This window comes from Proteus sp. G4380 (genome assembly GCF_963885725.1).
In the GTDB taxonomy this organism is placed as follows: domain Bacteria; phylum Pseudomonadota; class Gammaproteobacteria; order Enterobacterales; family Enterobacteriaceae; genus Proteus; species Proteus mirabilis.
In genome coordinates this window covers 1-26,796 of record NZ_CAWPAV010000127.1, presented here as the reverse complement: position 1 = coordinate 26,796, position 26,796 = coordinate 1, and the positions used below count along the sequence as shown (strand labels likewise).

25 protein-coding genes are annotated in these 26,796 nt (G+C 38.8%); 13 read left to right on the top strand and 12 right to left on the bottom strand.

Annotation, left to right across the window (positions count from 1 at the left end; all coding sequences use genetic code 11):
• Window positions 1–109: 109 nt before the first annotated feature.
• Window positions 110–676 (top strand): Ail/Lom family outer membrane beta-barrel protein, encoded by a 567-nt coding sequence (locus AACU98_RS11795; RefSeq protein ID WP_004246725.1) that lies wholly within the window; start codon window positions 110–112, stop codon window positions 674–676.
• A 108-nt stretch (window positions 677–784) separates the two neighbouring features.
• Here AACU98_RS11795 and chbG read toward each other — a convergent pair whose 3' ends face one another.
• The 6 genes from chbG to AACU98_RS11765 form a co-directional block, all read right to left on the bottom strand.
• The gene (gene chbG / locus AACU98_RS11790) at window positions 785–1,546 is read right to left on the bottom strand and encodes a chitin disaccharide deacetylase (RefSeq protein ID WP_004250027.1); all 762 of its coding nucleotides are present in this window, start codon (window positions 1,544–1,546) and stop codon (window positions 785–787) included.
• Window positions 1,547–1,583: 37 nt separating this feature from the next.
• Window positions 1,584–2,936, bottom strand: a complete 1,353-nt coding sequence (locus AACU98_RS11785) for a 6-phospho-beta-glucosidase (RefSeq protein WP_004246723.1) — start codon at window positions 2,934–2,936, stop codon at window positions 1,584–1,586.
• A 160-nt stretch (window positions 2,937–3,096) separates the two neighbouring features.
• The gene (gene chbR, locus AACU98_RS11780) at window positions 3,097–3,945 is read right to left on the bottom strand and encodes a transcriptional regulator ChbR (protein WP_026164606.1); all 849 of its coding nucleotides are present in this window, start codon (window positions 3,943–3,945) and stop codon (window positions 3,097–3,099) included.
• Window positions 3,946–3,953: 8 nt separating this feature from the next.
• A complete protein-coding gene (gene chbA / locus AACU98_RS11775; protein ID WP_012368565.1) occupies window positions 3,954–4,301 on the bottom strand; it encodes a PTS N,N'-diacetylchitobiose transporter subunit IIA in 348 nt (115 codons plus the stop codon).
• Window positions 4,302–4,362: 61 nt separating this feature from the next.
• On the bottom strand, window positions 4,363–5,721 hold the full coding sequence (gene chbC / locus AACU98_RS11770) for a PTS N,N'-diacetylchitobiose transporter subunit IIC (protein ID WP_012368566.1): 1,359 nt from the start codon (window positions 5,719–5,721) through the stop codon (window positions 4,363–4,365).
• Window positions 5,722–5,810: 89 nt separating this feature from the next.
• Window positions 5,811–6,137, bottom strand: a complete 327-nt coding sequence (locus AACU98_RS11765; RefSeq protein WP_004246718.1) for a PTS sugar transporter subunit IIB — start codon at window positions 6,135–6,137, stop codon at window positions 5,811–5,813.
• Between the two features lie 453 nt (window positions 6,138–6,590).
• On the opposite strand from AACU98_RS11765, the gene AACU98_RS11760 reads away from it, so the two are divergent.
• The 4 genes from AACU98_RS11760 to AACU98_RS11745 are packed head-to-tail and all read left to right on the top strand — an operon-like array spanning window position 6,591 to window position 10,273.
• Complete coding sequence (locus tag AACU98_RS11760; RefSeq protein ID WP_004249039.1) at window positions 6,591–7,550, top strand: siderophore ABC transporter substrate-binding protein; 960 nt, start codon at window positions 6,591–6,593, stop codon at window positions 7,548–7,550.
• Window positions 7,551–7,559: 9 nt separating this feature from the next.
• Window positions 7,560–8,522, top strand: a complete 963-nt coding sequence (locus tag AACU98_RS11755; RefSeq protein ID WP_004246712.1) for an ABC transporter permease — start codon at window positions 7,560–7,562, stop codon at window positions 8,520–8,522.
• Window positions 8,509–9,516 (top strand): iron chelate uptake ABC transporter family permease subunit, encoded by a 1,008-nt coding sequence (locus AACU98_RS11750; RefSeq protein ID WP_004249038.1) that lies wholly within the window; start codon window positions 8,509–8,511, stop codon window positions 9,514–9,516. The genes AACU98_RS11755 and AACU98_RS11750 overlap by 14 nt, the downstream gene beginning before the upstream one ends.
• 1 nt (window position 9,517) lies before the next feature.
• Window positions 9,518–10,273: an iron ABC transporter ATP-binding protein gene (locus AACU98_RS11745; protein WP_004246710.1), complete on the top strand. Its 756-nt coding sequence runs from the start codon at window positions 9,518–9,520 to the stop codon at window positions 10,271–10,273.
• 71 nt (window positions 10,274–10,344) lie between these two features.
• On the opposite strand, the gene AACU98_RS11740 is transcribed toward AACU98_RS11745, so the two are convergent.
• The 3 genes from AACU98_RS11740 to AACU98_RS11730 form a co-directional block, all read right to left on the bottom strand.
• On the bottom strand, window positions 10,345–10,671 hold the full coding sequence (locus tag AACU98_RS11740; protein ID WP_004249037.1) for a cupin domain-containing protein: 327 nt from the start codon (window positions 10,669–10,671) through the stop codon (window positions 10,345–10,347).
• A gap of 152 nt (window positions 10,672–10,823) precedes the next feature.
• Entirely contained in the window at window positions 10,824–12,128 is a 1,305-nt protein-coding gene (locus tag AACU98_RS11735) for an MFS transporter (RefSeq protein ID WP_004249036.1), read from the bottom strand.
• 70 nt (window positions 12,129–12,198) lie between these two features.
• On the bottom strand, window positions 12,199–13,359 hold the full coding sequence (locus tag AACU98_RS11730; protein WP_049209945.1) for a mandelate racemase/muconate lactonizing enzyme family protein: 1,161 nt from the start codon (window positions 13,357–13,359) through the stop codon (window positions 12,199–12,201).
• A gap of 297 nt (window positions 13,360–13,656) precedes the next feature.
• Between AACU98_RS11730 and AACU98_RS11725 the strand changes: the two genes are divergently transcribed.
• From AACU98_RS11725 to AACU98_RS11710, 4 genes are all read left to right on the top strand, one after another.
• Window positions 13,657–14,370, top strand: a complete 714-nt coding sequence (locus tag AACU98_RS11725) for a GntR family transcriptional regulator (RefSeq protein ID WP_004249034.1) — start codon at window positions 13,657–13,659, stop codon at window positions 14,368–14,370.
• Window positions 14,371–14,628: 258 nt separating this feature from the next.
• Window positions 14,629–15,417, top strand: coding sequence for an SDR family NAD(P)-dependent oxidoreductase (locus tag AACU98_RS11720; RefSeq protein WP_129623499.1), 789 nt, complete (start codon window positions 14,629–14,631; stop codon window positions 15,415–15,417).
• A 55-nt stretch (window positions 15,418–15,472) separates the two neighbouring features.
• On the top strand, window positions 15,473–16,435 hold the full coding sequence (locus AACU98_RS11715; RefSeq protein ID WP_161734752.1) for a sugar kinase: 963 nt from the start codon (window positions 15,473–15,475) through the stop codon (window positions 16,433–16,435).
• The gene (locus tag AACU98_RS11710) at window positions 16,435–17,067 is read left to right on the top strand and encodes a bifunctional 4-hydroxy-2-oxoglutarate aldolase/2-dehydro-3-deoxy-phosphogluconate aldolase (RefSeq protein WP_161734749.1); all 633 of its coding nucleotides are present in this window, start codon (window positions 16,435–16,437) and stop codon (window positions 17,065–17,067) included. Before AACU98_RS11715 ends, AACU98_RS11710 begins: the two co-directional genes overlap by 1 nt.
• 48 nt (window positions 17,068–17,115) lie before the next feature.
• Here the strand turns inward: AACU98_RS11710 and AACU98_RS11705 are convergent, their stop codons facing one another.
• The gene (locus AACU98_RS11705) at window positions 17,116–17,667 is read right to left on the bottom strand and encodes a TetR/AcrR family transcriptional regulator (protein WP_004249029.1); all 552 of its coding nucleotides are present in this window, start codon (window positions 17,665–17,667) and stop codon (window positions 17,116–17,118) included.
• A gap of 91 nt (window positions 17,668–17,758) precedes the next feature.
• Here AACU98_RS11705 and AACU98_RS11700 point away from each other — a divergent pair, with 91 nt between their 5' ends.
• The gene (locus AACU98_RS11700) at window positions 17,759–19,258 is read left to right on the top strand and encodes an MFS transporter (protein WP_004249028.1); all 1,500 of its coding nucleotides are present in this window, start codon (window positions 17,759–17,761) and stop codon (window positions 19,256–19,258) included.
• A gap of 24 nt (window positions 19,259–19,282) precedes the next feature.
• Here the strand turns inward: AACU98_RS11700 and AACU98_RS11695 are convergent, their stop codons facing one another.
• On the bottom strand, window positions 19,283–20,053 hold the full coding sequence (locus AACU98_RS11695) for an AraC family transcriptional regulator (RefSeq protein ID WP_004246707.1): 771 nt from the start codon (window positions 20,051–20,053) through the stop codon (window positions 19,283–19,285).
• Between the two features lie 376 nt (window positions 20,054–20,429).
• Between AACU98_RS11695 and AACU98_RS11690 the strand changes: the two genes are divergently transcribed.
• The 3 genes from AACU98_RS11690 to AACU98_RS11680 are packed head-to-tail and all read left to right on the top strand — an operon-like array spanning window position 20,430 to window position 24,381.
• On the top strand, window positions 20,430–22,847 hold the full coding sequence (locus tag AACU98_RS11690) for a DMSO/selenate family reductase complex A subunit (protein WP_004250021.1): 2,418 nt from the start codon (window positions 20,430–20,432) through the stop codon (window positions 22,845–22,847).
• Complete coding sequence (locus tag AACU98_RS11685; RefSeq protein ID WP_017827138.1) at window positions 22,844–23,485, top strand: DMSO/selenate family reductase complex B subunit; 642 nt, start codon at window positions 22,844–22,846, stop codon at window positions 23,483–23,485. Before AACU98_RS11690 ends, AACU98_RS11685 begins: the two co-directional genes overlap by 4 nt.
• Complete coding sequence (locus AACU98_RS11680; RefSeq protein WP_012368569.1) at window positions 23,482–24,381, top strand: dimethyl sulfoxide reductase anchor subunit family protein; 900 nt, start codon at window positions 23,482–23,484, stop codon at window positions 24,379–24,381. The genes AACU98_RS11685 and AACU98_RS11680 overlap by 4 nt, the downstream gene beginning before the upstream one ends.
• A 71-nt stretch (window positions 24,382–24,452) precedes the next feature.
• Here AACU98_RS11680 and AACU98_RS11675 read toward each other — a convergent pair whose 3' ends face one another.
• Entirely contained in the window at window positions 24,453–26,654 is a 2,202-nt protein-coding gene (locus AACU98_RS11675) for an extracellular solute-binding protein (RefSeq protein ID WP_017827139.1), read from the bottom strand.
• Between the last annotated feature and the right edge of the window lie 142 nt (window positions 26,655–26,796).

Below are 26,796 nucleotides of genomic sequence, written 5' to 3'. Positions count from 1 at the left end.
TATATAAAAAAAACCTATTTTATCTCATTTATCTTTTTTTATTCCAATTTAAACAATTGTCATTACTATAATTCACCATTCTAAATAGTAAGCAAATGGGATATTAAAAATGAAAAAACAACTATTATCAGCATTATTTATCAGTGGAATATTTTCTATTTCTACCGTTCAAGCACATGAAAATACCTCATTAGATAAAACAACAATTTCTGCAGGTTATGCACAAATAAAAATTGCCGGCCAATCAGGCATTATGCGCGGTGGTAATCTCTCTATACGTCAAGAATTCAATCAACAGCTAGGTATTATGGCAATTGCTACCTATGCGCAAAATGAATATGATTTAAATAAGCCTTTAAAACAATTAATAAAAGATGTTGATGCCCGCTATTATTCAGTGATGGCGGGGCCAACCCTACGCCTCAATGACTATATTAGTGTATATGGTGTGGCAGGTATGGCTCAAATCGAATTTAAAGGTTTAGATACTAGACAAGTACCTGAAAGTATAATCAAGAAAAATGCTTTTAGCTGGGGAGCCGGTGTTACCATTAACCCTATCGATATGCTTTCTGTTTCCGTTGGCTATGAAAACAGCCGTTATAAAATGAATAAATTAAGTGATAATAAATTAATTATTGATGGCTTTATTGCAAATATTGGTTATAGCTTCTAATTATTGATTTAATTAAATTATAAAAAAAGCCTCTGTCATTATCAATAACAGAGGCAAATTATTTCACAGACACACTCTGGGATATTTTTAAAATACGAGATAATATTATTAAATTAAATCTTGATAAGTACCTAATTGATATCCACGCTCAGCAATCGCTTGTTTTAACGATGATTGCGTCAACACCTCTAATTCCGTTAAACGTTGGAAACAGTAACCACTCGCACGTAAAGGATTATCAATAAAAGCAGGATGTGTCATCACTTCAAGTGATTGTTCACCACGTGCTTTAGCGTCATCCAGTGTCTTTAAAAACAAGGCTTGGCTGATTTCATCACCATAGAATTGACTATCAAAACCATCACTACTAATAACCCCTTGAGTATTAAGATTTTCTTTTTGTGCCAACAGTCTATCAACACGTATCGGTAATGCTTTTTGTTGTGCAAACTCTGCCACGATGGGGAAAATTTGTTTAAACATATGCACGTGATGATGGCTGTCTATATGGTCGGGGGGACAACCAAACAACTCAACAAAGCGCTGATATTGTGCATTAAGCTCCACTCGTATCTCATCTAAAGGTAACTGCTCTTGCTCTGCCATTTGCCATAGCCATTTACCTAACACCCCATTACGCGTTAAAGAAGGGATAGGAGACAGCGGCTGTCCCATAGTCAATGTAAAATGAAGCCCGACACCAAGATGAGGTAGCTCCTTGCATAATTGTGCAGCATGCTCAATACCTTCAGCATTCACCAACGCTGTCGTTGATGTCACTATGCCATGACGATGACATTCAACAATGCCATAATTTTGCCCTCTACTCAGCCCAAAATCATCGGCATTGACAATTAACAAATGTGCCATTCTGTCTCCTTTTTATGATTTATTGAGTCTAAATCACTTAGTTTGATGCTGCTAATTGTGCAATCGCATGAGCAAAATTAGGTAAGTGCGCTTTGTGTGCTAATAACATCTCACGAGTCAGTACTTCAGCATCTTTATCGGAAAGTACCAGCGGCGTTAAATTCATCGCAAGTAATGCATCATTAAACTCACCACTAATAGCCGCTTGACTGGCTGCGATCTCAAACCCTTTGATAGTATGAATAAGCCCCAGCACTTTTTCATCAAAATGGGTTAAACGTGGATGTGGTTTGGCTCCGTCTTTACCTAAAATAGCCGTCACTTCAATTGCCCAGTCTGCAGGGATATTATCAATATGACCGTGATGAGGAATATTGACGTAATGCTCCGCCTGTTTATCGTTATAAATCGCATTAATCACTTCACAAGCGGCATCAGAATAATAAGCCCCTCCACGTAATTCCAACTCTTTAGGTTTAATATTTAAATGTGGATCTTTATACAATTCAAACAGTTGTTTTTCGACTTGCTGAACAACCTTAGCCCTAGCACCACCTTTATAGTATTCCCCCATTTCAATGGCTAACATCTCTTTTTGTTTAAAGTAGTAGAGTAAATAAGAGCATGGCAACAGATTAAGAGAACGAATTAGCCCCTCACTAAAAGGTAAATCAAAAATATTTTTCACCGATCCTGCGGTTAACGTCCCCGAAGCAACTCCTTCTAATAATTCAGGGAAACGGGATTGACCGTTAACAATCACATCTTTAATAAACACCATATGATTTAAGCCAAACAGATCAATAGAAAGCGTATCTTGCTCCGTTAGCTTAAGCACATCAGTAATAAACATTTTCATACCGATAGGAATATTACAAACACCAATAAACTTCTTAAAATTGGTATGGCGATAAACCGCTTCCGTCACCATACCTGCAGGGTTAGTAAAGTTTATGATCCACGCATTAGGGCAAATTTCTTCAACATCTTTAATAATGTCAAAAATAACCGGAATAGTACGTAATCCTTTAAATAGCCCACCGGCACCATTGGTCTCTTGGCCTAAATAACCATGGCTTAACGGAATGGCTTCATCCAATTCTCTTGCTTTTAATTGACCAACTCGCAACTGTGTTGTGACGAAATCAGCCTCTTTTAATGCCTCACGACGATCAAGTGTTTTATAAATGGTTAAAGGGATACCCGCTTTTTTTATCATACGCTGGCAAAGCGCAAAAATAATATCCAGTTTTTCTTTGCCTTCTTCAACATCAACCAACCATAATTCCGTGATCGGCAATTCATGATAACGTTTAATAAATCCTTCTAATAATTCAGGTGTATAACTACTTCCTCCACCAATGGTGACCACTTTTAACTTATGACTCATAAAATACTCCCATACAGCACAATCATGCTGTTATTTGTCTATTAATGGCAAAATTAAGGCGTAAAAATCCCTAAAGAAAATAACGTTATTTTCTTCTTTCTCTCTCTATTTAATAAAAATCAATTGATATTATTGATTGCTTTTTACGCTTAATTATAAATTAGTTAGTCTCTTTAATACTGTATAAATTCTTTCTATAACTATTTGGTGTGAGCGATGTTATCTTCTTAAAAGTCTTAATAAATAAGCTCGGGCTACTATAACCTGCATCAAAAGCAATATCGGTAACGGAGTAATTCGTGATTTCTAATTGTTTTTTAGCAAAATTAATTCGAATATCATGAATAATTTGCATCGGCGTTTTATCATAATAACGGCGAGTTGCTCGAGTTAAATACTCTTGCGATTTTCCAGATAATTGCACCATATTTGCCAATGCATTCTCCCCAAATTGGCTTTTATCATGCATTCCATCAATGGCGTCTTTTAGCCATAAGGGAATATCATCTTCAATACCATCATCTCTATAATGTCGTAATCTATTCACCACATTAAAGGTGACAATTTCAATAAATTCATTAAATTCTGTATGTCTGAAATTTAATGAGCTAATCACGGATTCAATATAAGAAAGAAACTCATTTTTTAATGCATAAACTTGAGAAGCAATAAAATAAGCGGGCAATAAAGGAAGATAATGTTTATCAAAAAAAGCTTTGCTTATTCCTACATTTAAAATACGAGTTACACCAAAGTCATAAAAACTTTGATGATGCGAGCCAATAGGAATAAAGACAAAATCACCACGCTCTAATAACACCTTTTTACCGTTAATTTCTTGATAATAGCGCCCTGTTAAAACAATAGTAAATTCATAATAATCATGCTGATGCAACCCACTGACGCTTTCTGTTTTGTTATAAATAAACACATGAAAATTCTTACCATTAAATAATTGGTTTTCATATACCATGCGTATTTCAGCTTGCGCTTTTAATGAGTGCATCATCATTCGCCTTACTTTATTTTTTCATGTAACTCGATAAGCTCTGTGACAAGCTCTCTGGCTAACATAGATGTCATTAAATGATCTTGAGCATGCACCAGTACCAAGCTCACTTTCGTTTTACCCAATCCTTGATCATCACCAATTAAGCGGGTCTGTATTTTATGAGCTTCATTTAATGCTGCTCGAGATTGTTCCATCATTTTCTTGGCTTGTGCAAAATCACCTTGCTTCGCTTTTTTTAACGCTGCATAAGCGATACTTCGTGCTTGCCCTGAATTAATAATTAACCCCATGATAATTTCTTCAAATTCATCATCTGTCGCTGAGCTATCAACGCAATTCTCAATATCTAACATCATTCCCCCTCTTTGGTGCTTAGCTGTGCAAAATAAGCACTGCACAGCCATTGTCTATTCGTTAAAATTTCAATGCATTAGCAATATCTTCTTCACTTTCTTCTTTATCAATTTCGGTTTGTGCTTTATTAGAAATAATCACAAAAGGCAGATAAATCAGTGTTGCAACGGCTAAGTTAAAGAGTGCTAATAACAGTGCGGCAATACTGCCATTGGTATTAAAAAATGCCCCTAACCCTGTTGGCATCGTCCAAGGTGCAATATTTGTGACCGGCGGAATAATCCCAAGGTAATAAGCGGTTACGGTAATAGCAGCAAGGATTGGCTGAATAAGAATAAAAGGAATAAACATCACTGGATTCATAATCACAGGTAAACCAAAAATAATAGGTTCATTAATTTGGAATAGACCCGCAGGTAATGCTAACTTCGCCACTTGACGGTGATCTGCTCGACGCGATGCAATAAAGATAGCTAATATCAGACCTAACGTCGCCCCTGTTCCTCCTAAGAAGATAAACGAATCTAGCATCGGTTTTGCCCAAAGATGGAACGTTTTGCCTGCTGCAAGTGCCGCTTCAACTGAACCATACTCGGTATAAATAGAGACGTTTTCTAATGCCCAAGGTGTCATAATACCGCTATCAAGTGCCGCCAACGCCAATGAACCATGAATACCAAAGAACCACAGCAAAGAGGTAAAAATAACGTAAGCCCACCCGACAACCGATCCTAACGAAGCCAATGGCGTTGAAATAGAATCTAAAATGATTTGATGGAAATGTGTACCGTAATGCGCTAATCCCCAAGAGATAATTCCCATAATTGATAAAATAATAAAACCAGGAATTAAGGCAGAAAAAGAGCGCGAAACGGAGGCAGGTACACTATCGGGCAAACGGATAACCCAATTACGACGCACTATAAAGGTAAACATTTCGGCAACCACAAGGCCAATAATAATCCCTGAGATAATATTGGCACCTCCTAACCAGTTCGCCCCCACAGCATAAGCGCCACCAGCGTCATAAGGTGTTACCGTCATAAAGGCGGCGATAGAAAGTAATCCCGCCGCAATAGGGTCGACTTTTCTCTCTTCCGCCAACGCCATACCAATAAAGAACGGCGCCATCAATGACATTATTCCCAACGTACCGTTATAGACATTACCACCTATGGCTTTGAAACCATTAAGTGTTTCAATTGTTGAGGCATCTAAACGAATACCAAGAGAGTAAAAAAAGGAGCCCTCACCAAAACTGAGAAAAACATTATTGATAAGTACAAACATTGCCCCGGCAAGTGTTAATGGCATTAAACGGATAAAACCATTTTTTATCGCATTAACATGAGGTTGCTTTCCAATTTTAACCGCAAAAGGAAGGAGTACCTTTTCAAGTGAACCAATGACTTTACTCATAGAAAAATACCCTTAAAATGCCGCTAATTGCTCGGCTAGCTGAAAAATTCACTCTTTGACTGGAATAAATAAAAATAACAATAAAAAAATTAATTAGTTGTTGCTGATGCTTTCTTAATGGCGGCTACTGCTGCTTTTAATACACCTAATCCATCCACTTTCCCATATAACAATGAATCAATGACTTCGACAGGTTTATTGGGTAATAATTTTTGAATATCAGCGAGCATCCAACCAATTTGTGGCCCCAATAAAACGACATCCGCTTCTTGGCCTTTTTGCTCTGCTAATGTTTCTGGAAAAGCTTCAATAATAACGGGTACATCATATTTTTCTGCTTGTGCACGCATTTTTGTCACTAACAGAGATGTTGACATGCCAGCAGAACAAAATAGATAAATATATTTCTTTTGCATAAAACCCTCTCAAATTGGCCACACTCTGCCCTAGAGATAATGCTACTTTCTCATGTGCATTGATTAAGATGTCAGTACAGAATTAAAGTAAAATTTAGCAATTAAGATTGTTTCTGATTGAATAAAGTATACGCAATGATACTCACTAACGATATTTTTTACTGACATATAATTGTCTCTGATTGACCTAGTGTATTGACCCTCTTCACAAATTAAGCAAAAAATCTTTAGCATTGTTTCGCGTTACAAAATTTGTCCATTCTTCTCTTCACATGATCTGATGCAAAGATTCAGCACAATAATATAAGTTAATCCTTTATTATTGTGAGAATGTGAATTAGTATCATTACTCTTTAGTTTTTTGGTATAATCATTGTTTCCTTTGTGAAGCTCATTATTAGGTCACAGCTAGTAAACTGTGCTATTTCATATCGCAACAATATGGGAAAGAGAATGTTTAAAAAATCATTAAGCCCACTGTTCTTATTGCTGTCTTCTCTGGTTATCGCAGGTTGTGATAACGCACAAGATACCTCAACAACGCAATCCACAGAGAAACAAACTCTCACTATCGAACATGCTCAAGGCACCACTGAGATCCCTGCTCACCCACAAAAAGTGGTTGTGATGAACATGGAAACACTTGATATTGTTGATGCTCTTGGCGTACCTGTTGTTGGCCTACCACAAACAAACGTCCACTTACCTAAATTTCTAGAGAAATACACCAACGAAAATGAGTACATCAACGAAGGTGGCCTGTTTGAACCAAACTACGAAAAACTCAGTACTACTGCCCCTGATCTGATTTTAACGGGTAGTCGTGCTCGCGATGCATATGCCAAATTAAGTGAAATCGCACCATCCATTTCTATGGATATCGACAGCACACGCTTTATTGACAGTCTCACTGAGCGTACAACGACTTTAGGTCAAATTTTTGGTAAAGAAGAACAAGCTAAAAAATTATTAGCTGACTTCAATAGCAAAATTGATACGGTAAAAGCAAAAACCCCAGATGCGGGCAAAGCAATGGTCGTATTAGTCAGTGGCGGTAAAATTTCCGCTTATGGCCCAGGCTCTCGCTTTGGTTTTATCTACGATGTATTGGGCTTTGAACCTGCATATACTTTCGATAGCCCAGGCTCTCACGGTAATATTGTTAACTCAGAACTACTGCTAAAACTTAATCCAGACTGGATGTTTGTCATTGACCGTGATGCAGCAATTGGTCGTGAAGATTCACAACCTGCAAAACAAGTGCTTGATAATGCCCTAGTTAGAAAGGTTAATGCATGGAATAAAGACCAAATTATCTATCTTGATGCCAGCTCGATTTATATCTCAGGTGGGATACAAACTTACTCTCGCTTAATGGATACAATTAATCAGGCGTTGGATCAAAAAAAATAAAGTAACTGAATGAAAACGTTCCATTTATCATTGGGGATAGGACTTATCGCTATCCTCTCAATGATCAGTCTATTTATCGGCGCAGGAGATATCACTCCTGCTTCGCTTTTTACTGATCCCGATATGCGCGATATCTTCTTTATTAGTCGCGTACCAAGAACCCTGTCATTATTACTTGCTGGGGGCGCAATTAGTGTTGCTGGTTTAATCATGCAACTGCTCACGCAAAACCGCTTTGTTGAGCCTTCTCTTGCAGGTACAACACAATCAGCCAGTCTCGGTTTATTAGTCGTGATGTTGCTTTTCCCCGCGGCAGGCATTTTCACCAAAATGATGGTAGCCACTGTTTTTGCACTTTTAGGCACTGTGTTATTTATGTTGTTGCTACAGAGAATTGCCTTAAAGACCGCATTAATCGTGCCACTTGTCGGTATTATGCTAAGTGCAGTGATAGGTGCTCTAACCATCTTTCTTGCCGTCTATTTTGATTTACTACAATCACTAGATGCGTGGACTAGCGGAGACTTCTCCAGTGTCTTACAAGGTCGTTATGAGCTGCTATGGCTTGTCGGTGCCCTTGCATTAATGGCGTGTTGGGTCGCGGATAGCTTTACCGTGGCAGGTATGGGACGTGAATTTTCCATCAACGTTGGACTTAACTATCGTAAAGTGATGATTATCGGTTTATCTATTATCGCTTTAATTAGTGGTGTGGTGGTGTCTGTTGTTGGTGCTCTACCTTTCCTTGGTTTGATCGTGCCAAATTTAGTTAGCCTAGTGATGGGAGATAATATTCGCAAAACCATCCCGTGGGTATGCTTAAGCGGTGGAGCCATTGTTTTACTCTGTGATGTGATTGGTCGCCTGATCCGTTATCCATTTGAGATCCCCGCAAGTGTCATTTTAGGGGCGGTAGGTGCTGTGATCTTCCTTTTCTTACTACTGAAGCAGCAACGTTATGCAAAAAGTTAATTCATCCATGATTAGCAAATATACTGGCGCTGTTCAACCTAAGAAAGTGCGCCTCTCACCTATGGCGCGTATTTGGCTCTTACTTGGCGTCTCATTATTAGCCATTGTGCTGTTTATGACGATCAACCTAAACGGTAATATCTCTTATATTCTGACACACCGCGCTTATATTATTCTGACGATGATCATCGTCGCCTTTGCGGCAGGCGTTTCTACTATACTGTTTCAGACTATCGCCAATAACCGCATTCTTACTCCTTCATTAATGGGCTTAGAAGCTCTGTTTGTATTGCTACAAACGCTCTTTATCTTTTTTGAAGGGGATATGCCTGCCTCTTGGATGGCCAATCTGACGAAGTTCTTTTTAGAGTCGGCCTTATTAGTGTTATTTTCGGTGGTTCTATATCGTTGGCTATTTAGTTCAGTGCGCTTTAATATCAATTTAGTCCTTATGATTGGTATTATTTTAGGCACCCTATTTCGTAGCAGTGCAACGCTATTACAACGCCTAATGGACCCAAATGAGTTTTCTGTCTTACAAAGCCGTATGTTTGCGACATTTACTCGAGCCACTCCTGATCTTATCTTATGTGCATTAGCCATTATTGTCGTCGTCGGCGTATTACTTTGGCGTATGCGTTATAGTTTTGATGTGATGGCCTTAGGTCAGGCGAATGCGATTAATCTTGGTATTAATTATCGTAAGCAAACGACTTATATTCTATTACTTATCTCTGTTCTGGTTGCGGTATCAACAGCATTAGTAGGGCCGTTGACATTTTTAGGCTTAATTGTTGCTAATCTGGCTTATCATATTAGTGGTAGCAGTCAGCACCGCTTTTTAATGCCTGTGGCATTCTTATTAGGCACTATCGCACTGATTGGCGGACAATTGATTTTAGAGTATGGCTTAAAAATGACAGGTACTCTCTCTGTTGTGATTGAGTTTATTGGTGGTATGTTCTTTATTTATTTGGTATTAAGAAGACTTTAATATGATTGAAATCAGTAAGATATCAAAACGTTATCAAGACACAACAGTGCTCGATAATATTACAACAACCATTCAACGTGGCGGTATTACTTCAATCATCGGACCCAATGGTGCGGGTAAATCCACCTTACTTTCTGTAATAGGCCGTCTACTGATGCCAGAAAGCGGTATGGTCAGTGTGAATGGCATGGATGTTGCGGCCACAGAGAGTGATGTATTAGCCAAAAACCTTTCCATACTACGCCAAGAAAATCAGTTTGTGAGTCGCTTAACTGTTGAAGAGTTAGTCGGTTTTGGTCGCTACCCTTATAGTAAAGGACGCTTAACGCTAGAAGATAAGAAAGTGATTGATGAATCACTCGATTTTCTTAATTTGACTGAATTTCGTCACCGTTATCTTGATGAATTATCCGGTGGGCAACGCCAGCGTACTTATGTTGCAATGGTATTATGTCAAGATACTGAATACGTGATGCTTGATGAACCGCTTAACAATCTTGATATGAAACACGCGGTCATTATGATGAAATTACTGCGTAAAGCCGCCGATGAGCTAGGAAAAACCATTATCATCGTCATTCATGATATCAATTTCGCCTCTGTGTATTCCGACTATATTTTAGCTATGCGCAACGGGCAACTTTACTATCATGGCTCACCTAAAGAGATCATGAAATCCGATATTATCGAAGATATTTTCGATACTCCCGTCGACGTTAAAGAGTTGGATGATAAGCTTATCGCGATGTATTACTAGTTTTTGCTAATTGAAAACAAGCCTACTATTTATTAACTTTAGTAGGCTTTAAACAGTAAAAATTCAATAGATCAATAAATAAAATCTTCTCGACTCGGTGTAAAAATATCTAGTAATACACCTTCTGATAAACTCTTACAATAATGATATTTTCCCGAAGCAATATACACAGAGTCTCCTTTATTTAATATCCTACTTTCATTTTCGATATAATATTCAAAACGACCTGATAAAATATAAACCATTTGTTCATGAGGATGAGTATGTTTTTTACCTTCAATATCCTTATCAAAAAAAACTTTAACAACCATCATATTTTTACTTCTTGATAATATTTTTCTTGTTATGCCTAATTCAACTTTTTCTATTTCAATTTCTTTATCTAAAAAAAATGACATATTAATTTCTTTTTTATTTTATTATTCATAAGAGGTCTCTTAATTTAAAACCAAGAGAACCTCTCCTAAATAATCAATGGATAATATATAAATAATGGATATAACTTTGATGTATATATTTGATGTATATAAAAGTATATAATGAAATGAAATTAATTTATCTGATTATTTTGTACCTCTATTTCATTTGCTGTAATAGGCTTAATATCACGCAACATCACTAAATAAATAAGTGCCCCTACCGCACATGCAATACCCGATACTATTAATGCCCACATAAAAGAGCCTGTTGCACCAATAATATAACCTGTCACTATTGGCCCCAATATACCACCGCAGTTTGAAACTGCACTTTGCATTCCACCTAATACAGACGTCATATTTCTAGGTGCAACATCACCGGGTAAAGACCATATTGCTGAAGCAGCAAAAGCTAATGCAGCATAGGATAAGCAAAGTAAGAACATCATTACTGACGTTGACTCCACCAGTCCTGAGAATGCAATACTGGTTGCCACCAACATCCCCCCAACAATCGGAACTTTTCGAGCTATATTGATATTATTGTATTTAATAAAAAGATAATCTGTTGTAAATCCACCTAGCCATTGACCCGCAATACCACATAAAGGTGGTAACATAGCAGCAAACCCCATTTCTTCTAAACTCATCCCTCTTTCCATCATTAAATAAGCAGGGAACCATGTAATAAAGAAATAGATAGCGTAATCGAGCAAGAAAAAGCCCATACACATTGCTTGAACATTACGATAACGAAATAGTTCATACCATTTCATTGGTTGAATATTATCGATACCTTCTTTTTTAATTTGCCCATCACGAATATATTTTAATTCGGCTTCACTGACTTTTGGATGTTGTTCCGGATCATGATAAATTTTTAACCATGCAATGACCCATAAAAATCCTAATGCGCCACAAAAAATAAATGCAGATTCCCATCCCCATTTAGCGATGATCCAGACAACTAAAGGCATCGCAAAAGCAGTACCAAATTTCGATCCACTGTCAAATAGTGCTGTGATCCTTCCTCTTTCTCTATCAGGAAACCATTTAGCTGTTATACCACTGTTACAAGGATAAGCACCTGCTTCCCCCATTCCCATCAAAATACGAGTAGATATAAAACTGAATGGTGTTTTAGCTAACGCTGTAGCCGCCGTAGCCATAGACCACCATAGTACAGCACCTGCAAGGGTTTTTCTTTGCCCAAATCGGTCAGCGATAAAACCTGCTGGTATTTGACATAATGCATAACTAAGAAAGAATGCAGACATTATCCAGCCCATTGCTTCAGGAGAAATTTGTAGCTCTTCTGATAGCGTAGGTGCAGCTGCTGACATAACCGTTCTATCAAGATAATTAATTGCAATAGCAAGCGTCATTAATATTGCAATAGAAAACCTGACTTTTGTTCTTTTTTGATTATTTATCATGGTATTCCCTTTTTAAAAAAGGTGTAGGGCTGTTAGTAAAAAATAAAACTAACAAGAGGTTTTTAATTAATTATTTAAATAACCTTTCTGGATTGATGGTATATTTTTTTAGTTTCTCAATATCTAATTCGATCCCTAGTCCTGGTTTTTGTGGAATATCCAAATAACCTTCAGCATCAACACTAAATGGCGTAGTCGTAATACCATCGATATATTGGCTCCCGCCAATAAACTCGACAAAATCAACATTAGGTAGTGCTGCTGCCATTTGTAGATCAGCGGCTAACCCCATGGCGGTATTCCAACCATGACCTACATATTTAACGCCAAAATCATCAGCCATCCATGCGATACGGCGTTGCTCTGAAATCCCGCCCACTTTAGTCACATCGGGTTGGACAACATCGAATGCACCTTGAGAAAGCCACGGTAAAAAAGACTGACGACGAGTGAGGACTTCACCACCCGCGATAGGAACAGGACTTTCTTTGCGTAGCACTTTAAAATCTTCAATGTCATCAGGTCGTAGTGCTTCCTCAAACCAGCCAACATCATATTCACTTAACATGTTTGCGGTATTAATTGCCCATTTAAGTCCATTCTTCCAATATGCATCGCTCGCACCAGCATCAACCAATAAATGTGCCTCTTTCCCTGCGGCATCTCGTGCTGCGGCAATAATATTTCTGTCTAGTGATTTATCATTGGTTCGTCCAAAAGGCCCCCAACCTATTTTGAAAGCTTTAAATCCTATTTTTTTATAATGGCTGATCACATCAAACATGGTATCTGGCTCTTCCATTAAAAGAGAACAATAAGGTTGGATCTTCGCGCGGTAATTACCGCCAAGCAGTGTACTTACCGGTAATCCACTGGCCTTACCTAAAATATCCCAAAGTGCAATATCAATGCCGCTAATGGTATGTGTTAACGTTCCCCCTCGTCCCATCCAGAAAGTATGTTGGCGAAGTTTTTCAGAAACACGTTCAGGCTCTAATGCGTTCTCACCAATACAAAGAGGAAGTAATACCGATAATCCCGCTTCAGCGAGGCGTCCATCAGTAAAAACACTACCATAGCCGGTTATTCCCGCATCCGTATGGACAGCAATAATGGCGTGAATAGAGTCTTCCGGCTTAATTTCATTGGACCATCCGCCTTTTGGGCTTTCACCAAATAATGGCACAGCCACAATTTCAGTAATTTTGATTGTACTCAGAGGTAAGTTCATTTCTTTTTCCCTATATTGCCTACAATTTACCCACCGAATTAAAGCACATAGTATGATTGTATACAATATTACAATATTGAGTTCTGACAAATAAGGCCCATTTACACGCACTAAAAATAGGAGGTAGTTCACAAAATACGAAATAGATTATGAATAAAAGAACAGAAAAAATATTTTTATAACAAAGAGTTAAATCATGTTTAGAAAGATAAATAAATTCATTAAACTCTTTTTTTATTTATGTATAATGATTTTGACAACGGTATCTTCATTTCACTACAGAGCAAATAACCACAGATGAGTCATTCAACAAAAGAAAATTACTGGCAACCCGTCAAAGTAAAAACAATCGCTGACGATGTAGTGGACTCCATCGTAGAGGCAGCTACACGGGGCTTTATTCTTCCTGGTGATAGAATTGTTGAAAAAGAAATTGCTGAAAAAATGCAAGTAAGCCGTATGCCTGTCCGTGAAGCATTACGTGTTTTAGAAAGTCAGGGCATAGTCGTTAGTGAGCCTTTTAAAGGTATACGTTTAGCACCCGTTTCAGAGCAACGCCTTAATGAATTGATTGATGTCAGAGTTGTACTTGAGTTATATGCGATTAGAACTTTAATTAACCAAAAAGGACACTTAGTCGCAGAGAATATTGATTTATTTAAGCAAAAAATTGAGCAAATGAAAAAAGCGGCACTACTAAAAGACAATTACCTTTTTTCGCTTAGTGATGTCGATTTTCACCGTACTATCTGTATTCTTAGTGGTAACATTACCTTAACGTCACTTTGGGAAAATGTCGCGAAGCAGCTCACCATTGTCATTGGTATCTCAACCTTGGGCAAACCAATGGAAGAAATTATTCATGAACATGAAATATTGCTCGATAAAATTATCATCGGTGATTTACCCCAATTAGAAAAAGAATTTGAAGAACATATTTGCGCACAAACCAAACGTGTCGATTTTTCAACGATCATTGATAATAAAAGAAAAAACGATAAAACACGCTAATCTATAATCAACAAAAACACCGTCACATCATACTGATGTGATGGTGTTTTTCTATTACATTTCCTATTTTATTCGCCCTTATTCTCAACACTCTTCTGTCATTTCTATTTTAGGTATTAATAAAAATTCTATTTACAGAGTGTATTATTTGACTTCATAATACATTGTATTATTGTATACAATATACAATCAGCTTATTTTTAATACAAAGAAATTAATCACCATGGGTTTGATATATCGTTATAGATAGGTAACCATATGATCAACAAAAAGAAAGTTATTTTTATTACTGGTGCAGGAGCAGGTATCGGAGAAGCTATTGCTTTACATCAGGCAAAACTGGGCCATGCCGTTGTTATTTCTGATGTTCATTTTGAAGCCGCTGAAAAAGTCAAACATAAAGCCATTGCACAAGGTGCCGAAAATATTATTGCACTCCATTGTGATATCTCTCAAGAGCACAGTATTATTGATGCGTTTAATCAATGCATTAGCCATTTTAATAGCATTCCTACTGGTATCGTTGCAAACGCAGGCATTGAAATTACCAAAATGGCGCATGAAACATCGTTAGCTGAATGGGAAAAGGTAATTAAAACCAATCTAACAGGGACATTCTTAACCTGCCGAGAAGCAATAAAGCATCTAATACATAACAATACCGCGGGTTCATTAGTTTGTATTGGATCACCAAGTGCAGCTGTCGGATTTGCAGGTGGTTCTAACAGTGCCTACGGCGCAAGTAAAGGTGGTATTAATGCGCTCGTTAAAGCTTTAGCAATTGATTACGCCTCCCACCATATTCGTGTTAATGCCGTTATTCCCGGTGCGACAAATACTGAACTATTAAAAGTCACCACCAATAACACAACTCATTGCGACCTTGAACAACGTATTAAAACACAGATCCCAGTTCAGCGTTTAGCCGAGCCAGAAGAAATTGCCCAGGCGACAAGTTGGTTATTAAGTGAACATGCCAGTTATATTACAGGCTCAAATTTGTATGTGGATGGAGGACTAACGGCGAGGGGTGCGAATGATTTTTAACACAGAGAATAAATAAATTAAACTCACTTTAGCTAGTGTCCAAAAAGGAAAAAACATGAAGCGCATTGCGTTTATTGGTGAATGTACGATTGAGCTTAACGGTTCACCCTTTGGCGAAATGATACAAACATTTGGTGGAGACGTACTCAACAGCGCACTTTATTTAAGTCGCGCTCTTTCTTGTCAACAAAGCAATCAGCTAGAAGTATTCTTTATTTCTGCCATCGGACATGATCCTATAAGTAAAGGAATGTGTGAACGCTGGCAACAAGAGCAAATAAACTGCCAATGGGTATTAGAAGATAAAAAATATCATTCAGGTATTTATCTTATACAAACTGACAGCAATGGTGAGCGTACTTTCCTTTATTGGCGCAATAATTCTGCAGCTAGCCATTTATTTCAACACCCTAATTTCCCTTTACTGGCAAATGCATTAGATGAATTCGATGCTATTTATCTTAGTGGTATCACCTTAGCCATTTATAGTGATAATGATAAAACACAACTTATTAACTTAATTACTCACTTAGCCAAGCTAGGCAAAGAAATTATTTTTGATAGTAATTACCGTCCCCATCTTTGGGAGGATCATCAGACAGCAAAATATTGGTATCAACAATTACTACCTTTTATTAGCTTAGCGCTAGTTACTGATGATGATGAACAAAAGCTATGGAATGACACATCCATTAATATGACTATACAACGGCTTCACCATACAGGAATAAAACATATCGTTGTTAAATCTGGTAAAGATGGTTGTTATTGTTCAGGTTTCCAACCTGACATATTAAAAGTCGCTGCCACAAAAGTGGAGCATGTTATTGATACAACCTCTGCTGGCGACGCCTTTAACGCAGGATTTTTAGCAGGTTATTTAAATCACCTTCCCATTCAGCAAGCCGCTGAAATGGGTCATTTATTAGCAGGCAGAGTGATCCAACATAAAGGGGCAATTATTCCCAAAGAATATACTCAGCCTATTACCATGACATTTTTTAATAATGAGAAATAATGATGAAAAAAATAATTGATAGGCTACGCCAATTAAAAATTGTCCCCGTTATTTCAGTCTCCCAAGCTGAAGATATTATTCCGCTGGGTGAAGCTCTATATCAAAATGGATTATCTGTTGCTGAAATTACTTTTCGTTCTCCGGCTGCAACAGAAGCAATTTCTTTATTAAAAAAACATATTCCATCAATGTTAGTTGGTGCTGGTACAGTATTAACTAAAGATCAAGCTTACGTGGCAAAACAAGCTGGCGCTGAGTTTATTGTTGCTCCGGGACTCAACCCTACAACAGTAAACTATTGCAATGAAATTAATATTCCTATCATTCCTGGAATTAATAATCCATCTTCAATTGAGTTAGCCTTAGCGCTTGGCATCGATTTTGTTAAGTTCTTTCCCGCCGAAGCCTCTGGTGGTATTGCAATGCTAAAAGCATTGTTAGCACCTTATCATCATCTTCATATTATGCCGACAGGAGGTATTGGATTAGATAATATTCGCGATTACCTCGACATCAAACAAGTCGTCGCATGTGGTGGATCATGGATGGTAAAAGAAGAATTTATACAACAAAAAGCGTGGCATAAAATAGGCCAATTAACAGCAGAAGCCGTTAATTTTGTTAATACCTAAACAGCATTAAAAAAGCATATTGCTTACAAGAAACAATATGCTTTTTATTCATTTAGTTTCGGCATTAATGAGTTCAGAATCAATATCGCTAAAAATCTCTTCCCACTCATTATCATCAATATCCATTAAACCAAAATACCGTAGCAAGAAAGCCCCCTCGGTGGCTAAAAAAGCCAGTCTCGCCCGTTTCCCCTCTACTGTTGTGGTATCGACACCCGCTAATCTTTGCTGATACCACGCTTTAGTACTTTGCAAATATTCTGGCGTTTGCAGTAACGCAGCCATTAAGCTGGCTCCTTTGGCAAAAGAGAGCTTATCGTGATCATGAGTTGCATGAATATGTGCTCTAACGCGATTATTGGCTGAGTTATCATTGGCAACCACCTGATTAAATCGCGCTTCATATCCTCCTTCCCAATGTTCAAACATGGCATCAATCATCGCTTCTTTACTATTAAAGCAATATTGGACACCACCTTTAGAAATCCCCATTTTTTTGGCCACCGTATCGATAGTCAGAGCGGCAGCCCCTTGCTCCATCACGATGTCAAAAATAGCCTCAAGTAACTTTTCTCTATCAATCGTTCTTTGGCGTCCCATTTAAAAAAACCTCTTTTCAATACGACCGTATGGATTTAAAATTATTATTCCTAGCTAAATATAACACCTAAGATAACCACTGAGACTTTATATGATAAAAGATTATAAGCGTTGGATAGTCTTACTTTTAGTATCAAGTATGCTGTTTCTAATTGTTGTTGATGTTACCGTACTTTATACCGCACTACCGCGTTTAACTCATGATCTCAATGCGAGCGCCTCAGAAAAACTATGGATCATGAATGCCTATCCGCTGATTGTCGCAGGGCTGTTGCCAGCAGCAGGTATGCTTACCGATAGAATAGGCCATAAGACGTTATTTATTAGCGGATTACCCCTTTTTGCCATCGCCTCATTATGCGCGGCTTATTCCCCTAGCGCCACCAGCTTAATTATTTCTCGTGGTTTCTTGGCCGTCGGTGCTGCTATGAGCATGCCTGCAACGTTGTCTATTGTGAGACAAGTATTTACTCATCCACAAGAGCGTGCCGTCGCCATCGGTATTTGGTCTGCTGTTGCTTCTGGTGGCGCGGCATTAGGGCCTTTAATTGGTGGGTTGCTATTAAACCATTTCTGGTGGGGCTCAGTCTTTTTGATCAATGTCCCTATTGTACTACTTGTGCTTCCTTTCTCGATTTGGTTAATTCCTCACTTTTCGGGACAACGGCAGCATAAAATTGATTATTTAAGCTCAATACTTATTTTGATTGGCTTAGTCAGCGCTATTTATACCTTAAAAGAGATAGGTAAAGCTTATACACAATGGAATGAAGTGATCATCGCCACCCTTATTGCCATTATTTTTCTCACACTATTTGCGCGACGCCAACGTCGTCAAACGCATCCAATGATTGATTTTAGCCTATTTAAAAAGCGCTATTTCAGTGTCGGTGTGGCAATGTCGACTCTTTCTATGGTGATCATTGTAGGTATTGAATTTCTGTTAAGCCAACGCTTACAGTTAGTCGCCGGCTTTACACCACTGAATGCAGCTTTAGTGATTTTACCTATCCCTATCGGCTCAGTATTAGCCTCTCCTTTGGCCGGGTTTTGGCTAGCGCGTTTAGGTGCAGTGCGCTTAATTATTATCGGATTCGCCCTAACATTAATGGGTAACTTATGGTTAATTGCCATTTCAAACTCACCGATAATGCTAATGGGTAGCCTCTTTTTGATTGGCTTTGGTTTAGGCATTATTTTTACCACCGCATCGACCTCTATTATGCTAAGTGTCGACGATAAACAAGCAGGTATGGCCGCTTCTATTGAAGATATCGCCTATGAGTTGGGTAGCGTGATTGGCGTGACCTTTATGGGGAGTTTAATGAGCACCCTCTATACCTTAAAACTAACTTTACCGGACACGCTTAACGTCAATAGTGTCGTTTATGATAGTTTAGATGAAGCACTTATTGTCGCTGAAAAGCTTCCCGAAGCAGCGGCGACCCTCTTAATCGCACAGGCTAATAGTGCGTTTGAATATGCCTTTTCTATCGTTCTGATCGCCACAGCCATTGTGACTACAATAAGCTTAATTGCACTCCCTTATTGCTTGCGTAATGCGGTAAGAGAAAACAAGCCCAGCCACTAATTCAAGCTCATAGAAAACGCGCCGTTATGGCGCGTTTCTCACAAAATCAGAAGGTGATTGTCCCATCTGCTTTTTAAACATAGTAGAAAAAGAGCTAGCACTGTTATAGCCCAAATCAAAAGCCACAGCGGTAATGCTATGCCCTGATAAAATTTGCGTGAGTGAGTTTAAAAGACAGACTTGCTGACGCCATTGTGAAAATGCCATTCCCGTCTGTTGGCGGAAAAAACGGCTAAACGAGCGTTCACTTTTATGTAATTTCTCGGCCCACTGCTGAGGTAGAGCGTCAATTTTTGGCTGACGAATAAAATCGCGACATAATTTAGCTAATTTACTGTCCTGTGGAATAGGAACAAAGAAAGGCAAAGGTTCGGCTTTAGCTAACTCATATAAGATAAGTTGCATTAAAATACCATCGCGCCCTTTTTTATCATATTGCGCAGGCACATCAACGGCTTCAAGAAGTAATTGACGTAAAAGCGGTGACACTCTTAACACTTCACACTGTTGACTCTGGCGAGGAGCAGCCGCTGGCTCAATATATAAACTTCTGGTACTCACATCTAACATGCGTGTTTCATGCCCCGTCTGAGGAGGGATCCACACACCACAAGAGGGAGGGATAACCCATTCCCCATCATTTGTGCTCACTTCAATCAATCCGGTAGCGGGATATAAAAATTGCGCTCGTCGATGTCGATGCGTTTCTAATAGCGTATTAGGCAGATAATCTGTACCCAGCGCAATCACATCTCTCTCAAGGAGATCAACACTTTCTAACGGCACATTTCTCACATTAAACCTACTTTTTTATCTTTCTTGCTGATGAGCAAATCTGGTCACTATCACATTGCAAGATGGCGAATTAACCCCTTTCGCTATTTAGCCACCCTATCCCGTTAACAGCTATAAAACTTATTATTAACACTGTCAATAAATAGGCCGAAATTCTAATGTCATTGTCTGATCTTGGCATGTTGGGAAGGGATTAATCCTCTACTATCCCTCTTGCAGAGGTTGTTTCAGGCGCTCTGCAACGCGGTATGCATTCAATAATAATGCAGCGGAAACCAGATATCCCCATATCAATAGTCTAGAAAACGCATACACATCTTTATATCAAGTATCGGGTAAATTGGCTTCCGCTTATTATGTCTAAGGTAGCATTTATATGAGCAATCAGTCCGATCATCATAGTATTAAGCCAATTTCCGGTGATATAAGTCGTCGCCATTTTATTCAAGCGAGTTCGGCATTAGTCACACTGCCCTTTTTTTCCTCCAACACGATGGCGGCAACACAAGATCATGCAATAGCTGAAAAAACGATTGACGCCAAAGAGAATGAGCGTGTTGTCTCTACCTGTAGTAGTTTTGACTGTGGCGGAAAATGTGATATTCGCGCGCACGTTAAAGATGGCAAAGTGACACGTATTAGCACTCGACCTGACGCCGATTTAGATGAAGAGATGCCTATCATGCGAGCCTGTGTACGGGGTCGTGGTTATCGTAAATTTGTCTATCATCCTGATCGATTAAAATATCCTATGAAGCGAGTAGGTAAGCGTGGTGAAGGTCGATTTGAGCGCATCACTTGGGAAGAAGCTACGACGCTTATTGCACAAAATATGCAACGCATTACCAAGCAATATGGCCCTGCCTCACGTTTTGTCAGTTTAAGCACTGGGGTGACTGGTGGCATTTTTTCTGGTGCTAATATGCTACGCCGTCTGTTTAACCTAACCGGCGGCTTTCTGGAGAATTATCACTCCGTGAGTAATGGTAACACCCTTGCCGTTACCCCTTATACTTACGGTACAGCCGCTAGCGGAAGTACATTAGATACATTAGCAAATACCCCTTTAGTTATTCTATGGGGACATAATCCTAATGAAACTATTTTTGGGCATTCCAATCATTACTTCCAAAAAATGAAAAAAAACGGCACTAAATTTATTGTCGTTGATCCACGTTATTCCGATACTGCCTCTTCTTTAGCTGACCAGTGGATCCCGCTGTTACCGACCACTGATAACGCGATGATGGATGCCATGATGTATGTCATTGTCAGTGAAAACCTGCATGATCAGGCCTTTATCGACAAATACACCCTTGGTTTCGATGAGCATCAGATGCCAGAAGGCGTTGGTGAAAATGAGTCTTTAGTTGCCTATTTAATGGGGAAAAAAGACGGGATCAAGAAAACCCCTGAATGGGCGGAGCCTATCACTAAAGTACCCGCAGATACTATTCGTCAATTAGCCCGTGAATATGCTTCTACAAAACCGGCAGCATTAATCCAAGGTTGGGGACCACAACGTCATATTTGTGGTGAACGGACGGCACGCGGTGCGACACTGTTAGCGACTATTACCGGCAACGTTGGTGTACGCGGTGGCTGGGCGGCAGGCTATGGCATGGCATTAAACTCTGAGTTACGTAAAACCATTGCCGGCCCAAGTTTATTGACCAATCCCGTTAAAGCAAAAATCAATATCACCAATTGGGTGCAAGCGTGCGAAGATAAAAATTTGGTCACACCACAAAATGGCTTACTCAATGCCGAGAAACTTGATACTGAAATCAAGATGATTTTCTCAATGGCGGGTAATTATATGGTGAATCAAAATACCGATATTCTTCATGCCGCTAAAGTGCTTGAAGATGAATCAAAAGTTGAATTTATCGTCTGTAGCGACCTCTATTTAACACCTAGCGCCAAATATGCGGATATCTTACTGCCTGAAACCAGCTTTTTAGAGCGCTGGAATATTGGAGGCACATGGAGTTATGGCGATTATATTATTCTGTCCGAAAAAGTGATAGAGCCAGAGTTTGAACGTCGTACCGACTACGATTGGTTACGTGAAGTGGCTGATAAACTGGGGGTCGGTGAACAATTTAGCGAAGGTAAAGCCACTGATCGCGACTGGATTGAATATTTAGTCAATGATGCCAGTATTAAACGTCCTGAAGATGGTATTCCTACCTTTGATGAATTATTGGTTAAACGTCGTCATCTGCTAAAACATCGCCCTCATACCCAAAATGTTGCGTTTGAGAAAAATATTCAAGATATAGAAAATAATCCATTTCCAACCCCATCAGGAAAAATTGAGATCTTCTCTAAACGCTTATATGAGATGAAGAATAGCGAGATCCCCGCACTTTCTCATTATGTGCCTGCCATTGAAGGGCCCGAAGATACGTTAACAGATAAATTTCCACTACAACTCATCACGTGGAAAGGACGTAACCGCGCAAACTCAACACAATTTGCTAATCCTTGGCTGCAAGAAGTACAACGTCAAGAATTATGGATCAACCCATTAGATGCCGAAGATAGAAATATCAAACAAGGCGATAAAGTCAAAGTCTATAACGACCGTGGGATCACCTTAGTTCCCGTCAAACTCACACAACGCATTATGCCTGGTGTCGTTGCCTTACAAGCAGGTGCTTGGTGGCAACCAGATAAACAAGGTATCGATCAAGGGGGATGTGCCAACGTCTTAACCTCATCCCGTAGCACCGCAATGGCACACGGTAATGCTCACCAAACTTTATTGGTCGAGGTAGTAAAAGCATGAGTAAATTTATCGTTTATCCCGCAGTAAGCAGTAAACAGCTAGGGTTTTATATCGACAGTGCTCGCTGTTCGGGCTGCAAGGCGTGTCAGGTTGCTTGTAAAGATAAAAATAACCTCGATGTTGGTCGCAAATTTCGCCGTGTATATGAAATCACTGGTGGTGGTTATAGCCGTAATACTAACGGTGCATTAATTAATAATGTCTTTGCTTACACTTTATCTATCTCTTGCAATCATTGCGATGATCCCATTTGTGTTAAAAACTGCCCAACTACCGCGATGCATAAACGCGAAGGTGATGGCATTGTGATGGTAGATACTGACAAATGTGTTGGTTGTGGCGCCTGTGCGTGGTCTTGTCCTTATGGCGCACCGCAAATGGATCCTGAAACCAAGCAGATGTCAAAATGCGATTTTTGTATCGACTTACAACAAAAAGGTGAACAGCCTATCTGCGTTGCGACCTGCCCACTTGGGGCCATTCAATTTGGTCCAATTGATGAACTACGTGAACGCTATGGTGAAGTTAATTATGTCACTGGTTTGCCTTCTCCTGAAATAACCCATCCAAACCTAGTGATTAACCCTCACCAAGGGGCAAATAATGACGCTATAAATAATAAAGGAGAAATAAAATGAATGAATGGTCATTATTGATTTTCACCTTTATGATGAATGCCACTATTGGCTTAACACTCATAACAGGCCTTTTTGCACGCCGTCTTGCACATTATCTCAGTGCTGAAAGCTATTATCGCTTTATGTTACTAACCTTATTGGTGATTTGTGGATTAGCCGGTTTAGGCTCTATTGCCTCCATTACTCACTTAGGCGTGCCGTTAAATGCTCCGAATGCCATTAGAAATGTCTTTTCAGCTTGGTTAAGTCGCGAAGTTGCTGTCACTGCCATTTTTGTAGGATGTTTAGGGATCACCTTTTTATGGCTATGGCGTACCAGTAAATTTTCGATGCTGCTATTTGGTGCAAGCCTTCTGATTGGTCTGTTTGACATTTATTGCATGGCATCCATTTATCGCCATACTTCCATTTTAACATGGATGGATAACAACACTTATGTGATGTTTTTTGGCGCGATGCTCACATTAGGGGCAACAATATTCTTTTTGCTGCTAAAGATATTGCAGCGTATAGGCAATAAATTAGGGATAGAAATACCATCAGCCCCTTTCCCTATCCGTTGGAAATGGCAATTGTGGGGGATCATGGCATTTAGTTTAATTGGCCGATTACTCTATCAACCTTTTTATGAACACTATTTAACTCGTACGCTCTATAGCCAAACATCGGTAACCTTTCCGTTATCACCTATTGAAGTCTATTACTCCATTGGCCCATTACGTATGACCAGTTGGATCTTAGCAACTTTGGCTGTATTGGTGTGTGGCTATAGTTTAGTAAAATATTTGATGGGCCAAACTCAGCAAAAATCAACGGAGTCCATTTTTGTCTATGGCGGTATCATGGCAATTATTGCAGAATTTGCTTTGCGTTATGTGTTTTATTCAATTCACTAAATCACGATCAGACAGTTATTGAAGATGACAATTATCAGGGGAATTATTAGCCCCTGATTTTTTATCAAAGATCATCGTTCACCCTGAGTATCAATCAATAGACGTTGATTAATATAATCAATCGTTTCTTCTATTGTCATAATATGATTAATCACATTAGTAATACCCTGACCAATAATAATCTCAGCTTGCCTTAAGTTAAATAATTTACCATTCGGCACTGATGATTCTCGTATTCCTTGATTAATTTCCTGATAAGCTAGTGTCATCCATGGATAACGGTGGCTAATTTCTTGGTTATGACTAAAATTTTCATGGTTACTATTTCCACCCAATAAAATTAAGTGATCCATCACAACAGGAGAATAAAGCCAACGATAAAACAGTTCAGCGTAAGATGATTTTCTACTGTAACGCGACACCCCAAGTACCCCACCCCCTAATTGTGGTACACCACCCGGAACGGGAGCAAAACCAATTTTAGGTAAAATATCGCTATGTGCGACATCATTAAATAAATTCATATAAGAGATAAGCATTGCCAGATGACCTTGCTCAAATTGTCTGACAGAGCCACTCCACCATTTATGGTTGATATTTTCGGTGATCGACAACTGATGCAAATAATCTGCTAATACCTCAGCGGCCAAGGGCATCGCTAAGCGCGGAATATTATCACTACCGATTAAACGCCCACCTTTAGCGTAATAACGTAATAAGTATTCAGTTGCGATTAATCCCGCACTTCCTAATGTGGTTGAAGCTCCCATCGGACAATGAGCTTGCCCGGCTTGATGCAACTCAGTAAAAAACTGAGTCACATTATCGTACTCTTCAAAGGTTGTCGGCACAGTTAATTCATTACCTGTTTTTTCGTAATACATTCTTTTTAAAATAGTATCTTCAAACAGATCTTTACGATAAAACAGTAATTGAGCGCTAGCATCGAACGGCATTGCATAAGCGACATCATTAACCAAACCAAATTTTTGTTGCGTAGGTAAGGAAAAGTGACTCAATAAATCAGTTAATCCATCACCAATTTTATCTAATGGTCGCAATATTCGCTCAGCAAACCATGGAAAACACGCCATATCAATACGCAACAGATCATAATAAGGGTGTAAATGAAGTTGGCTTAAAATTTGATAAACTTCATCATAAGGATGAATAGCTAAATTCACCTTGATACCAGTTTGACGATAAAAATGAGGAAGTAGTTTTTTTAATGCCGTTGTTGAAGGGCTTGGCAACGTTAGTAAATTAAGACTAATTTGTGATTTATCATCACTCATTACTGCTGGTGTTGCCGTATACAGATATGAACTTCGATTTGCGACAGATACATTATTATTTTTGTACTCATGCGGCTCTGCGATTAATAGTGCCTCAGCGACTTCCAAACCAAGCTGAGCATAGTTCATTGGAAAACAATATAACCCTTTTATTACCGGTGGAATATTATCACTTAGAGCAAAGATAGTAGGACAATCTGAAGAACTGCCAAAATAGCTTGCTTGTGTTAAATAGCGAGCTTTCTCAATATCTTGTGTGACAAAGATATCGGGGACTTGCTCCATAGAAAAGAAATCAAAAGCAATTTTATAACTCTCTTCATCAGAAGCGCTAAGTATGACACATTTTTTATCGGGTGCAGTTTGAGAAAGCCGTATTTGCAATTGATTAGCAAAAACCTGACTATTTAATTCATCTTGATTATCGCCAAAAATCCCCACTACCTTGCCAGCTGTTTGTGACACTTGCTGGCAAATTGACTCCGCCGCTTGTGCAAAATCTAACGTAAAAAAACGTTGTGCATTGAGGGGTTTGTGATAAATAAAGATAATTTGTGAAGGTGGAAGTTTTAACGTGTCAAAATAGTATTTAGCATCTTTAAGACAACTTACGGTAACTACTTGCTTATAGCCACCTGCAGCAATTTTTTGTAGCAGATCACGCTCAGTGGTCTCAAGAAGATCTGTTAAAAAAAGATCGTAGCTGATCTCTGGGAAATTAACGATCGACTGTCTAAAAGCATTAAAGAAGATCGCATATTTTTCAGAAACCAGTTGGGGTAATAAGATCGCAATTTTATGGCTTCTATTGGTTCTTAGTAGTTGGGCTTGTGTATTTAATTGATAGCCCATCTGTTTAGCAGCTTGATAGACTGCTTCAATTTTTTCAACACTTACATTTCCACGTTTATTCAATACGTTAGATACCGTACCATGCGAAACACCCGCTAGTTTTGCAATGTCCTTGATCGTCGCCATTTCTCTTCTTTCACCTCTATTTCCACCTTCACTAGCATACCTGAATTATTTATCACGACTACTGATAATTGATTTGAACGTTCCACTCACAATTAGCTGATAAATCAATCTATTAAAAATTAAAGATAATAAATAATTATCA

What these genes read in the sequence shown, in the direction of transcription:
- AACU98_RS11795 (WP_004246725.1), top strand. Translation starts at nt 110, where the DNA reads ATGAAAAAACAACTATTATCAGCATTATTTATCAGTGGAATATTTTCT.
- chbG (WP_004250027.1), bottom strand. Translation starts at nt 1,546, where the DNA reads ATGGCACATTTGTTAATTGTCAATGCCGATGATTTTGGGCTGAGTAGA.
- AACU98_RS11785 (WP_004246723.1), bottom strand. Translation starts at nt 2,936, where the DNA reads ATGAGTCATAAGTTAAAAGTGGTCACCATTGGTGGAGGAAGTAGTTAT.
- chbR (WP_026164606.1), bottom strand. Translation starts at nt 3,945, where the DNA reads ATGATGCACTCATTAAAAGCGCAAGCTGAAATACGCATGGTATATGAA.
- chbA (WP_012368565.1), bottom strand. Translation starts at nt 4,301, where the DNA reads ATGTTAGATATTGAGAATTGCGTTGATAGCTCAGCGACAGATGATGAA.
- chbC (WP_012368566.1), bottom strand. Translation starts at nt 5,721, where the DNA reads ATGAGTAAAGTCATTGGTTCACTTGAAAAGGTACTCCTTCCTTTTGCG.
- AACU98_RS11765 (WP_004246718.1), bottom strand. Translation starts at nt 6,137, where the DNA reads ATGCAAAAGAAATATATTTATCTATTTTGTTCTGCTGGCATGTCAACA.
- AACU98_RS11760 (WP_004249039.1), top strand. Translation starts at nt 6,591, where the DNA reads ATGTTTAAAAAATCATTAAGCCCACTGTTCTTATTGCTGTCTTCTCTG.
- AACU98_RS11755 (WP_004246712.1), top strand. Translation starts at nt 7,560, where the DNA reads ATGAAAACGTTCCATTTATCATTGGGGATAGGACTTATCGCTATCCTC.
- AACU98_RS11750 (WP_004249038.1), top strand. Translation starts at nt 8,509, where the DNA reads ATGCAAAAAGTTAATTCATCCATGATTAGCAAATATACTGGCGCTGTT.
- AACU98_RS11745 (WP_004246710.1), top strand. Translation starts at nt 9,518, where the DNA reads ATGATTGAAATCAGTAAGATATCAAAACGTTATCAAGACACAACAGTG.
- AACU98_RS11740 (WP_004249037.1), bottom strand. Translation starts at nt 10,671, where the DNA reads ATGTCATTTTTTTTAGATAAAGAAATTGAAATAGAAAAAGTTGAATTA.
- AACU98_RS11735 (WP_004249036.1), bottom strand. Translation starts at nt 12,128, where the DNA reads ATGATAAATAATCAAAAAAGAACAAAAGTCAGGTTTTCTATTGCAATA.
- AACU98_RS11730 (WP_049209945.1), bottom strand. Translation starts at nt 13,359, where the DNA reads ATGAACTTACCTCTGAGTACAATCAAAATTACTGAAATTGTGGCTGTG.
- AACU98_RS11725 (WP_004249034.1), top strand. Translation starts at nt 13,657, where the DNA reads ATGAGTCATTCAACAAAAGAAAATTACTGGCAACCCGTCAAAGTAAAA.
- AACU98_RS11720 (WP_129623499.1), top strand. Translation starts at nt 14,629, where the DNA reads ATGATCAACAAAAAGAAAGTTATTTTTATTACTGGTGCAGGAGCAGGT.
- AACU98_RS11715 (WP_161734752.1), top strand. Translation starts at nt 15,473, where the DNA reads ATGAAGCGCATTGCGTTTATTGGTGAATGTACGATTGAGCTTAACGGT.
- AACU98_RS11710 (WP_161734749.1), top strand. Translation starts at nt 16,435, where the DNA reads ATGATGAAAAAAATAATTGATAGGCTACGCCAATTAAAAATTGTCCCC.
- AACU98_RS11705 (WP_004249029.1), bottom strand. Translation starts at nt 17,667, where the DNA reads ATGGGACGCCAAAGAACGATTGATAGAGAAAAGTTACTTGAGGCTATT.
- AACU98_RS11700 (WP_004249028.1), top strand. Translation starts at nt 17,759, where the DNA reads ATGATAAAAGATTATAAGCGTTGGATAGTCTTACTTTTAGTATCAAGT.
- AACU98_RS11690 (WP_004250021.1), top strand. Translation starts at nt 20,430, where the DNA reads ATGAGCAATCAGTCCGATCATCATAGTATTAAGCCAATTTCCGGTGAT.
- AACU98_RS11685 (WP_017827138.1), top strand. Translation starts at nt 22,844, where the DNA reads ATGAGTAAATTTATCGTTTATCCCGCAGTAAGCAGTAAACAGCTAGGG.
- AACU98_RS11680 (WP_012368569.1), top strand. Translation starts at nt 23,482, where the DNA reads ATGAATGAATGGTCATTATTGATTTTCACCTTTATGATGAATGCCACT.
- AACU98_RS11675 (WP_017827139.1), bottom strand. Translation starts at nt 26,654, where the DNA reads ATGGCGACGATCAAGGACATTGCAAAACTAGCGGGTGTTTCGCATGGT.